Below are 12,550 nucleotides of genomic sequence, written 5' to 3'. Positions count from 1 at the left end.
ACATACCAAAAAACATAGTAATAACGCACATACCACCATACACCCCGGAAATGAATCCAATAGAACAGATATGGAAGCAAATACGCTCCATCGGATTTAAAAATGAAGTATTTAACTCATTAAATGATGTAATAGATAGATTGTGTGAAACAATAAATAAAGTAACAAAAAGTATGGTAAAGAGTATAACTCTCAGAGAATGGATTAGAAAAATATATTAACTTTTAATTTGAGATTAGTATTACTTCTTTTTTGTTTCCGGTCTTTTTCTTGGCATAAAAATTCCTCCTAACCAGTTTTTCTTTACACTAATCAGGAGGTTTATATACACAAAATTTTACACAGTCTCACTTTATCAGATAACTAGGATAGTATAATCAAGATTAAAGTGATTTTTTTATATATTTACAACAATGTCAAAATTAGAAAATATTAATTTTTTTCAATTCAGACCAGTCTAGCCATGTTGAGACCGTAGTATTGATGTCAAGAAAATAGCAATCTAATTTTAAAATGTGTTCAAATAAGTAAAATCTGAGAATTATTTCCTAATTTTTAATTCTCAGATTTTTTAATGGTATAACAATATTAAACATATCAGCGATTGCTATATTAATAGTATTGATTTGTCAGATTCACTTTCTAAGAACTTTAGATTTTTTCCTTAAAAATATAAAATCTTAATACATCTGAAAATATTCCTAAAGAACCTGAAATATTTCCCACTATAAACAAAATGATTATGGTAACATATCATTGATAAAAAATAATTTAATACACTTTAGGAGGTTGTAATGGATAAAACTAGAGCCAAGAATTTACCAAGTTTTGGTATAAAAGATAAGATAGGTTATATGTTTGGTGACTTTGGTAATGACTTTACATTTATACTATCATCTACTTTTTTGATGAAATTTTACACAGACATTATGGGAGTCGGTCCGGCTGCCATTGGTACTATGATGTTGCTTGCCAGAATAGTTGACGCTTTTACTGACATAGGCATGGGTAGAATTGTAGACAAGACGACTGCTGATAAGGGTGACAAGTTCAAAAGATGGATTAGAAGATTTATGGGTCCGGTGGCTCTAGCTTCATTCTTATTATATCCGGTGTGGTTTAAGGATATGAGTATGCCTTTTAAGACTATTTGGATGTATGTAACTTATCTTCTTTGGGGCAGTATTTGTTATACCGGTGTAAATATTCCTTATGGTTCTATGGCTTCAGCTATTACTGACAAGCCTGACGAAAGAACTCAGCTATCCTCTTTCCGTACTATGGGAGCACAATTTGCTCAGCTTGCTATCGGTGTAATTGGACCACTTATAATTTATTACAAAGACGCAGCCGGTGAAGTAGTATTTTCCGGTGAAAAAATGGCGATTTTTGCATTAGTATGTTCGGTTCTTGCAATTATCTGCTATATATTATGCTTAAACTGGACAACTGAAAGAGTAAAAATAGAAAAAGCTAATGACAATGAAGAAACTTCTTCTGTACTTGATGTGTTTAAGAATATGGTGTCATCAAGAGCTCTTCTTGGTTTAATTTTATGTGCAATATTGTTGTTATTAGTAAACCTTGGTCTTTTGGGTATGTCAAACTATATTTACCCAAATTATTTTAAAGATGCTACTGCAATGTCTAAGGCAACTTTGTTAGCTACATTTTTAGTTTTAGGCTTAACGACTGTTACACCAAAACTATCCGGTGCTTTAGGTAAAAAGGAAATATCAGCTATAGGTGCAGTTCTTGGAGCTGCCGCAGGCTTTGTTGCTTACTTTATGAAAATAACTGATGTAAATCTATGGTTTGCATTTTATGCTCTAATGATGGTTGGTATAGGTGTATTTAATATAGTTGTGTGGGCAATGATAATAGATGTCATTGATGATATCGAAGTAAAAACAGGTAGCAGAGACGATGGTACTATATATGGTTCTTATTCCTTCGCAAGAAAATTGGGTCAGGCTGCGTCATCAGGTGTTACAGGATATCTATTAGCAGCTATTGGTTACTCAAAAGCTACAGCCAATGACCCGGCAGTATTACAAGGTATATATGATATCACTACTTTATTCCCTGCGATAGTTTTAGCTTTACTTGCTTTAGCTCTGACTTTCATATATCCTCTTAGCAAGAAAAGGGTTGATGAAAATGCAGAAATATTAAGAATTAAAAGAGAATTGTCAGCTAAATAAATATTTGTTAAATTAAATATAGACTTTTGTTAATTGAAGATTTTTTGACTGGTTAATTAGTTAAAAAATCTTCGTCTTTATTAATATGTTTTACAGGAGGAATTATGCTATATCCAATTTTAACGAGTTCAAGAATGGTAAGCAGTTTAGATGGAGTATGGGATTTTAAACTGGATGACGGCAAAGGCTTTGAAAATAAATGGTATGAAAAAAAGCTGGAGCAGCCAATGACTATGGCAGTGCCGGCTTCGTATAATGATTTAAAAGAAGGGGTAGATTTTAGAGACCACTATGGATATGTTTTTTATCAAAAAAATCTATCTATACCTGCAAATTTATTGCATGAGAGATTAGTTTTAAGGTTTGATGCAGTTGCTCATCATGCAAAAGTATACTTAAATGGCAAGCTAATTACTGAGCATAAAGGAGGATTTTTACCGTTTGAAGTAGAAATCCAAGATATTGCAAATGCAGGAGACAACCTATTGACAGTGGCAGTAGATAATGTAATCGACTATACAACTCTGCCTGTAGGTGGAAAATCAAATATAATGAATGCCTCCGCAGGGTTTGGAGCTAAACCATCCAAGAAAAAAGAAAATAATCCGAACTTTGACTTTTTCAATTACGCAGGTATAATAAGACACGTTAGATTATACACCACACCAAAGGAGTACATCGAAGATTTAGAATTTGTATCGACAGTCTTAGACAACAATGCGACAATAAAGTACAACGTAATCGGAGTTGGACAAGCTACTGCAAAGCTTAAGGTATATGATGAAAACGGCAACAAGGTTGCAGAATGTGCAGGAAACAGCTCAGAATTTGTAATAGAAAATGTAAATCTATGGCAGCCTATGAACGCTTACCTATATGATATAAAAGTGACCTATGGGCAAGACGAATACACCCTACCCTACGGAGTTAGAACTGTAGAGGTAAAGGGCAAAGAATTTTTGATAAATGGCAAACCATTTTATTTCAAAGGTTATGGAAAGCACGAGGACACCTTCCCAAATGGCAGAGGGTTCAACGAGCCAATGAATATAAAAGATTTATCAATAATGAGATGGCAAGGATGCAACAGCTTTAGGACCAGCCACTATCCATACAGCGAAGAAATGATGAGATTATGTGACAAAGAAGGCTTTGTAGTAATAGACGAGACCTCTGCTGTAGGGCTAAACCTCGACTTTGGCGGAGGAGCAAACTTTAACGGTCAAAAAGTCGGCACATTTGACAAAGAACATGGTATAAAAACTCACGAGCATCACAGAGATGTCATAAGGGATTTAATAAAAAGAGACAAAAACCACGCCTGCGTAGTTATTTGGTCTATAGCTAACGAGCCTGACTCATATTCTGATGGAGCATACGAATACTTCGCCCCACTATATGACCTTGCAAGACAGCTTGACCCACAAAAACGACCATGCACACTAGTCAGCGTTCAGATGGCAAATGACCCAAATAAAGATGTATCCGCAAAATTATCCGATGTAATCTGCTTAAACAGATACTATGGCTGGTATTTTGGCGGTCCAAATATAAAAGACTCCATGGACGATTTGAGACAAGAGCTGGACAAATGGGTAAAAGTCGGAAAACCAATCATATTTACAGAATACGGAGCAGACACAGTTATGGGTATGCACGACACCACTCCGGTCATGTACACTGAAGAATATCAATTAGAATATTATAAAGAAAACAATGCAGTCTTTGACGAATATGACATTGTAATCGGAGAGCAACCATGGAACTTTGCCGACTTTGCCACAAGCCAAAGCCTACTCAGAATACAGGGCAATAAAAAAGGTCTCTTTACTAGAGATAGAAAGCCAAAATTAGCAGCACATTATTTCAGACAAAGATGGACAAATATACCTGATTTTGGCTACAAAAGTAAAAACTAATAAATTTTTTAAGTTATACTAACATTTGATATAATACTTGATTTTTCTACTATATGGGCGAACTTTGTTCGCCCGTATATTTTGAAGATTAATTACTACTACAATTAAATATTCTATAAAATTTTTGGGTATTTATAAAAATAAACAAAAAATTAATATGAAAGCGAGGTTTTTATGCCATTTATTGACGACAGTTTTTTAATAAATAATGAAACAGGGAAAAAATTATACCAGCAAGTAAAGGATTTACCTATATGCGATTATCATTGCCATCTACCGGCAGAGGAAATAGCACATAACAACGGATTTAAAGATATTTCTGATATGTGGCTATCCCACGACCATTACAAATGGAGAGCTATGAGGATTGCCGGCATAGACGAAAAATATATCACCGGTGACGCTGAGCCCTACGAAAAGTTTTTAGCCTTTGCAAAAACTTTGGATAAAGCATTAGGCAACCCACTTTATCAGTGGTCGCATTTGGAATTGTCGAAATATTTTGGCATAGACGAGCTTTTGACAGAAAAATCTGCACCTGAGATTTGGGAAAAAGCAAATAAGGTTGTGCCAACACTTACTACAAGAAGTCTGATGGAGCAATCTAATGTAACTCATATATGCACAACCGATGACCCGACAGACGATTTAAAATATCACGAAGAAATAAAAAATGATGAAAGCTTTAAAATAAAAGTCTTCCCTACCTTTAGAGCCGACAAGTCATTTAGAATAGACAAAGACGACTTTACTGCTTGGGTAGAAAAATTAGAAAAAGCAGAAAACAAAAAAGTCAGCTCACTTGACGAATTTACCAGCCTACTTGTAAATCGTATAGATTTTTTTGCAAATAAAGGCTGCAAATTATCCGACCACGGCTTTGAAGAATTTTACTTCATATCACCTGATAAAGCTATGGCAGAGCTAGCCTTTAAAAAGAAGTTAAGCGATGAGGAGCTAGACTACGAAGAATTTGTCAACTTTATGAGTTATATAAATGTATTTTTATCAAAGGAATACGCAAAAAGAAACTGGACTATGCAAATGCACATAGGAGCACTCAGAAACTCCAATACTAGAGCTTTCAACAGCTTGGGTGCTGACAGCGGGTTTGACTCTATGGGTGATGCTGACATGGCAAGAGATTTAAATGAATTTTTAGATTATCTTGACAAAGACGACAGCCTGCCAAAAACTATTTTATATAACCTGAATGATAGGGATAACACTGTCTTTTCATCGCTAATGGGCAACTTTGCCAAGGCATCAGTGCCAAACAGAGTGTCTCATGGTACAGCGTGGTGGTTCTTTGACCAAAGGACAGGTATTGAAGAGCAATTGCAAGCTTATGCAAACTTCGGACTGCTTGGACAATTCGTAGGTATGGTTACGGACTCAAGGTCGTTTTTATCTTATACTAGACACGATTATTTTAGAAGAGTGCTATGCAACCTAATAGGCAGATGGGCAGAAGATAATATTGTACCAAAAGATATGAATATTCTTTCAACTACAGTAAAAAATATTTGCTATAATAATGCCATCGATTATTTTAAGTTTTAGGAGGTTTCATGAAATTAAGTTTAGCAAATCTTAATGAGTTAAGAAAAAAAGTTCAGTGTTTAGATTATGATGTTGAAAAGCTTAGAAAAAATTCTCTGCAAGACCCTCAATGGGTAGCATTTGGTTCAGGGAATATATTTAGAGGTTATATAGCAAGAGTTATAGAAGATACAATTAAATATGGGTTTGACAGAGGTATAAGCGTAGTAGAAACCTTTGACGAAGAAATCATAGACAAGATATACACACCATACGACAACCTTTCACTGTCAGTCACACTAGACAAAGACGGAGATTTTTCCACTAGACTTATATGCAACCTTGCAGAGGCGTTAAAGCTTTCGACTGATAAAAAAAGAATAGAAGAAATATTTTTAAACAAAAATTTAAAAGTAGCCTCCTTTACAATAACAGAAAAAGGATATTCACTTAAAAACGGAGCCGGAGAATATTTCCCAAATGTAAAATCAGATTTTGAAAAAGGTCCGGATTTTGCATCGCATCTGATGAGCATCACAACAGCGATGTTATTAAAAAGATACACATCTTCAAAAACTCCACTTACCCTATTATCACTAGACAACCACTCCAAAAACGGAGATAAATTAAAATCAACTATACTTTTAATAGCAAACACATGGAAAGAAAACGGCTTTGTTGATGCAGATTTTATATCATATTTGGAAAATGATATAGGCTACCCAAATACGATGATAGATAAAATCACCCCAAGACCTGCTGATGTCATAGAAAAATACCTTAATGAGCATGGCATAGAAGATATAGGTCATGTGGTAACCGGCAAAAACACATTCATAGCACCATATGTAAATAGTGAAACAGCCGAATACTTAGTTATAGAAGACGACTTTAGAAACGGCTCTGTACCACTAGCAAAAGCAGGTGTATATGTGACAGACAGAAAAACCGTAGACAAAGTTGATACAATGAAATTAACAACTTGTCTAAATCCACTTCATACAGCACTGGCGGTATTTGGCTGTCTACTTGGCTATAAATCAATATCAGCTGAAATGAAAGACGAAGATTTAAATAAATTAGTAACTAAAATCGGATATGACGAAGGTCTGCCTGTAGTAGTAGACCCTAAAATAATTGAACCAAAAGCATTTTTAAAGGAAGTGCTGGAAATAAGACTGCCAAACCCATATATGCCTGACACTCCGCAAAGAATAGCTACAGACACATCTCAAAAATTATCAGTGCGTTTTGGTGAAACAATCAAAAAATATGTAGAAAAAAATGAAGTGCAAAAGCTTGATTTAATCCCATTGGTTCAGGCAGGCTGGATAAGATATTTACTTGAAATCGATGACGAAGGAAATTCATTTGAAATGTCCCCTGACCCACTGAATGAAACATTAAAAGAACAGGTAAAGAATTTAAAAATCGGACAAGAGGACGTTTCATCAATAGAAAGCCTGCTTACAAACAGCACGATTTTCGGAGTAAACCTAGTAGAAATAGGCTTGGCTGATAAAGTAAAAAAATATCTTGCACAAATGCTAAAGGGCAGCGGCAGTGTAAGAAAAACTATTAAAGCAGCATTGGAGGAAAAATAATATGAAAATGACATTTCGCTGGTACGGCAACGATGACCCGATATCACTAAAATATATAAAACAAATACCAAACTGCTCAGGACTTATGATAATGGTAAATGACTTTAAGGCAGGAGAGGTTTGGGATAAAGATATATTCCAAAAATATGTAGACCAAGCTCACGCAGCAGGACTGGAAGTAGAAGTCATTGAAAGCATAAACGTTCATGAAGATATAAAAATGGGTTTGCCAACAAGGGATAAATATATACAAAACTACAAGCAGTCACTAAGAAATGTAGCAGCAGCGGGAGTAAAGGTAGTAGTATACAACTTCATGCCGGTGTTTGATTGGCTAAAAACTGACCTTGGACACGTTTTAGCTGACGGCTCAAACACTCTTTCTTATGACGAAAAAGACATACAAGGACTTACACCACAAGAGCTAGTTAATAAAACACTCCAAGGAGCAGGAAATCTTACACTACCCGGATGGGAGCCTGAAAGATTAGCTGAGCTTAACAAAGTTTTAGAAATATATAAAAATATAGACGAAGATAAACTTCGTGCAAACTATAAATATTTCCTAGAAGAAATTATCCCGACCTGCGAAGAAGTTGGTATACGCATGGCAGTACATCCGGATGACCCTGCGTGGCCTGTATTTGGTATACCTCGTATATCACACACTCCTGAGCAATTAAGACAAATATTAGCCTTAGTTGACTCACCGGCAAATTCACTTTGCCTATGCACAGGCTCAATCGGCTCTGAGCCAAACAACAACGTAGCGGAAATAATAGCAGAGTTTGCAAAAAAAGATAGGATTGCTTGTGCTCACGTAAGAAATATAAAATTTGAAGGCGACAGAAAATTTTACGAATCTTCTCACTTTACAGGAGATGGCAGTCTAGATATGTATGCAATAATGAAAGCACTTTATGACAACGGCTTTGACGGTTATATCAGACCTGACCATGGCAGGATGATATGGGGCGAAGAAGGCAGAGCAGGCTACGGACTATATGACAGAGCACTTGGCCTAGCATATCTAAACGGACTATGGGAGGCACTTGAGCATCAGGATAAATAAGACTAATATAAAAAGAAAAGGCAGACCTCAGGGTTTGCCTTTTTTGTGCAATATAAATCGGTTCATTTTGGATTACTTGATACTAAAACTTCATTAAGCTATAAAATAAAAATATAGCCTTCTAAAGTTAAAATTCTACCATTAATACTGAAATTATTTCTAACGTGAAATACCATCTTATTTTATAATAAATATAGTTAATCATTTAAGGCTGTCTTTCATTGATGCCTTATAATTTGATGGGGTTGTATTAAAAACTTTTTTATACAACTTAGTAAAATAGCTGACATCATCGACACCCACAAGTATGGCGATATCAGATATCAGTAGATTCGTAGTATCTATCAGCTCCTTTGCCATATCCATCTTTTTTCGTAGGGAATACTCTGTGACAGTCATGCCGGTTTCTTTTTTAAAAAGTGAGGAAAGATAGTTTTTGTTGATATTTAAAAGCTCAGATATGTCAGAAAGCGAAATCCGCTTGTTAATATTTGTATTAATACATCTTATTGCATTTTTTATTACAGGAGAATATGCTGAGTTAATTCTAAAACTGTTTACAATGTCACAATAACTCTTAGTCATTTCAAAACCTAAATTTTTTAAGTCATTTTTAGTTTTTGAGGATTGGATTTTTTCTGCAAACATTCTTGAGATTTTATCAATATAATACGGATGCACACCAACTTTTTCGACACTTTTTCTTAGCAAAACGTTAGAAATAGTCATGCTGGTCTTGAACTTTTCGTAGTCGTCTAAATATTCAGAATTTGGCAAAATAGACATTAGCTTTGCCAAGGACTCAGACGCATTTTTAAAATCTCCTCTTTCAATATCTCTTAATAAAAGATTTTCATTATAGTATCTCTTTTCAATACTATCAATAGCAGCTTGTGACTCCTCAGCGTCAAGCTCATCCAAAAAATTTTCCCTTTCACTTGGGAAAGCTGAGATATATTGCAGGCTATAGTCACCCTCGTCTTCAAAATAGTGTTTAATCAGGTTTGACGCTGATTGAATTACCTTTGTTTCCATCATGACAGGCAGACTGCCATAAAAATTTTTCAGATAATCAAAAGCCTTGCTTGGTATACTGTTAATTCTTGAAATCTTTTTAATATCCTCTTGCGAAATATATTGCCCCAAGTATGGGCCAATAGCTACATAGCAGTCACATGATGCCTGCTTGATTTTAAAAAACATATACTGAAGTTTATAGTTGTCTTCCATTATGTGCAGGTTTTTATACTCTAAAAATCGAAACAATTCGCTAAAATTACTCTTAACGAAATCTTTATTTTTAGAAAAGACTGCCTCTCTAAACCCCCTGTCGATTACAACATTGTCATCAGGAGTTTTCAAAAAATGGATATCTAGGTCTAGGTGACATTTAAACATCGACTCTATCAATAAAACTGAATTCATATCATACACCTTTAAATAAAAAAGTTAGATTAAGTTAAATATAAATATATATGCGATATTTGTCAAACTATAATTTTATGTAAACCGGAGGTACAAATTTGAAAAATTATGTTATCTGTGTTGACTCAGATGGTTGTGCTATGGACACAATGACAGTAAAACATGAGCTGTTTTTTGGACCACTAGCAGCTGATTATTTCGACATTAAAAATACAAAGAAATTTTTAGAGCATTGGGATAAAGTCAATCTTTACTCAAAAACTAGAGGTATAAACAGATTTAAAGGGCTTAAAATGGCTCTTGAAAATGCAATTAAAAATGGAGAGAATATAGTTGACACTAGAGCATTTAATGAATTTGTAGACAACTCACCTGTACTTTCAGCAGCTGCACTAGAAAAGCAGTACGAAAAAGCTCCGGATAAAGGCATAAAAAAAGCCATAGAATGGTCAAAAGCTGTCAATGATGGCATACATGAGCAGCTAACCGGTAAAGACAAGCCATTTGATGAAGTATTGCCCACTTTTGAAAAATTTGTAGACAAGGCTGACATAATTGTGGTTTCCTCCGCAAATTTGGGTGCAATAAGTAGTGAATGGGAAAGACACGGACTATTAAAATACACCTGTGAAGTATTTGGACAAGAAGAAGGCACAAAAGAGTTTGCAATATCAAAAGTAATAGAAGAAGGCTACAAAAAAGAAAACATATTAATGGTTGGAGATGCTCCAGGTGATGAAAAGGCTGCATTTAAAAATGGAGTAAAATTTTATCCGATAATAACAAAAAAAGAAAATGAGTCTTGGAAAAAATTAAGAGAAATAGTATTTGACGACCTATTAGACGGAAAATTTGACCAAGATTACCAAAATAAATTGCTTGATGAATTTCATAACTCACTACAGTAAAATTGTATCTATTAAATAATTATAATGCGGAGGTATAAGATGGTAAATAACGTAGATTTAACAAAAAAACCTTTTAATCTAAACGAAGATGACATAAAATGGGTGCAAGACACCATTGACAGCATGAGCTTAGAAGAAAAAATCGGACAACTATTCATAAACATGGGTTCATCAAAAGACGAAGAATACCTAAAAGATATGGTACAAAGATATCACATAGCAGGAGTGAGATACAACCCATCAACAGCTAGTGAAGTATATGACCAAAACTATTATTTGCAAAAATACAGCAAAGTGCCAGTATTAATCGCAACCAATACAGAGGCAGGAGGTAATGGAGCTTGCATAGATGGTACAGAAATAGGTGTTGAAGTAAAAATCGCAGCTACAAATGACAAAAAATATTCCTATGAAATGGGCAGAGTATCAGGAGTAGAGGCTACAGCAATAGGCTGTAACTGGGCATTTGCTCCAATAGTCGACATCATGAGCAATTGGAGAAATCCAATAATTTCCAGAAGGTCATTTAGCAGTGACCCTGACAAGGTGCTTGAAATGTCACTTGAATACATGAGAGGACTGCAAGAAAAAAATATAATTGCAACAGCAAAACACTTCCCGGGTGACGGCATAGACGAAAGAGACCAGCATCTATCATTTAGCTCAAACACACTTTCCACACATGATTGGGATAAAACTTACGGAAAAGTATATAAAGGCTTGATAGACAACGGACTAGGTGCAATCATGGCAGGACATATACAGATGCCGGCTTATGAAAAATATTTCAACCCTGACAAAGACCCAAGAGAAAATGCACTACCTGCTACTTTGTCTAAAGAACTTATTACAGATTTACTAAGAGGTAAACTCGGCTTTAACGGCTTAGTAGTGACCGATGCCTCTCACATGGTAGGTATGACAGCCGCTATGAAAAGAAGTCTAGCACTACCTACATCTATAGAGGCAGGCTGCGACTTGTTTTTATTCTTCAATGATCCTGACGAAGATTTCGGCTACATGATGGATGGATATAAAAACGGAATACTTTCAGAAAAAAGATTGAATGAGGCTATAACAAGAACACTTGGGATAAAAGCTAAGCTAGGCTTACACAAAATAAATGACAAAGAAAAATTCTTGATGCCAAAAGAAGATGCCTTAAAACAGATAGGCTTACCTGAAAACGTGGCGATATTCAAAGAAGTAGCCGATAAAGCCATTACATTAGTTAAAAGCAAAGAAGATATCTTCCCAATCACACCTGAAAAATATAAAAGAGTATTGCTAGTAGAAGTAAAAGGCGTTGAAGGCGGATTTGGCAAAGTAGTAGCCGGTAAAGATGAAAAAGCAATAGACAAATTCCAAAATATAATGAAACAAAGAGGCTTTGACGTATCCATCTACGAATCTCCTGCACAAAAAGCTATGAAATTACCTGAAGAAGAAATGCTAGAGGCAATCAGAAACGTATATGCACAAAAAAGACCAATATCTGAGCTTACAGACAACTATGACCTTATAATCAATATAGCAAATGTAAATCCCGGTACAGACCAAAGAATAGTATGGCCGGCAAGCAAGGGCACACCCGATATACCGTTTTATATCAACGAAATACCTACGATATTTGTTTCAGTACAATCTCCATATCACCTAGCAGACGTACCACAAGTTAAAACATACATCAACTGTTATGACGGCAAAAAGGAAACTCTTGAGTCCTTAATGGAAAAATTGGAAGGAAAATCACAATTCAAAGGAGTATCACCTGTAGACGCATACTGCGGATTTGATGATACTTTTATATAAAATTATGCAATTAAAAATAGAGCCGCCGGCTCTATTTTTTTGTGACAGTATTCTAATAAAATCA

8 protein-coding genes and 1 pseudogene are annotated in these 12,550 nt (G+C 35.0%); 8 read left to right on the top strand and 1 reads right to left on the bottom strand.

Features of this window, described 5'->3' with window-relative positions; genetic code table 11:
• The 6 genes and pseudogenes from BBG48_RS03245 to uxuA all read left to right on the top strand — a co-directional run.
• Window positions 1-221: pseudogene (locus BBG48_RS03245) on the top strand (IS630 family transposase); the annotation flags it as partial.
• Window positions 222-794: 573 nt separating this feature from the next.
• Window positions 795-2,204, top strand: coding sequence for an MFS transporter (locus BBG48_RS03240; RefSeq protein WP_068912697.1), 1,410 nt, complete (start codon window positions 795-797; stop codon window positions 2,202-2,204).
• A gap of 104 nt (window positions 2,205-2,308) precedes the next feature.
• Window positions 2,309-4,123: a beta-glucuronidase gene (gene uidA / locus BBG48_RS03235; protein ID WP_068912695.1), complete on the top strand. Its 1,815-nt coding sequence runs from the start codon at window positions 2,309-2,311 to the stop codon at window positions 4,121-4,123.
• Window positions 4,124-4,297: 174 nt separating this feature from the next.
• Window positions 4,298-5,686 carry a glucuronate isomerase gene (gene uxaC, locus BBG48_RS03230; protein WP_068912694.1) on the top strand — a complete coding sequence of 463 codons (1,389 nt, stop codon included), beginning with the start codon at window positions 4,298-4,300 and terminating at the stop codon, window positions 5,684-5,686.
• 8 nt (window positions 5,687-5,694) lie between these two features.
• Window positions 5,695-7,269, top strand: a complete 1,575-nt coding sequence (locus tag BBG48_RS03225) for a mannitol dehydrogenase family protein (RefSeq protein ID WP_068912692.1) — start codon at window positions 5,695-5,697, stop codon at window positions 7,267-7,269.
• A gap of 1 nt (window position 7,270) precedes the next feature.
• The gene (uxuA, locus tag BBG48_RS03220) at window positions 7,271-8,341 is read left to right on the top strand and encodes a mannonate dehydratase (protein WP_068912691.1); all 1,071 of its coding nucleotides are present in this window, start codon (window positions 7,271-7,273) and stop codon (window positions 8,339-8,341) included.
• 201 nt (window positions 8,342-8,542) lie between these two features.
• Here uxuA and BBG48_RS03215 read toward each other — a convergent pair whose 3' ends face one another.
• The gene (locus BBG48_RS03215; RefSeq protein WP_068912689.1) at window positions 8,543-9,766 is read right to left on the bottom strand and encodes a helix-turn-helix transcriptional regulator; all 1,224 of its coding nucleotides are present in this window, start codon (window positions 9,764-9,766) and stop codon (window positions 8,543-8,545) included.
• A gap of 98 nt (window positions 9,767-9,864) precedes the next feature.
• Between BBG48_RS03215 and BBG48_RS03210 the strand changes: the two genes are divergently transcribed.
• Window positions 9,865-10,674 (top strand): HAD family hydrolase, encoded by an 810-nt coding sequence (locus BBG48_RS03210; protein ID WP_094754397.1) that lies wholly within the window; start codon window positions 9,865-9,867, stop codon window positions 10,672-10,674.
• A 39-nt stretch (window positions 10,675-10,713) separates the two neighbouring features.
• Entirely contained in the window at window positions 10,714-12,486 is a 1,773-nt protein-coding gene (locus tag BBG48_RS03205; RefSeq protein WP_068912687.1) for a glycoside hydrolase family 3 protein, read from the top strand.
• Window positions 12,487-12,550: the final 64 nt, after the last annotated feature.

The organism is Criibacterium bergeronii (genome assembly GCF_001693775.2).
Classification (GTDB): Bacteria; Bacillota; Clostridia; order Peptostreptococcales; family Filifactoraceae; genus Peptoanaerobacter; species Peptoanaerobacter bergeronii.
This window is presented reverse-complemented; position numbering and strand designations above follow the sequence as displayed.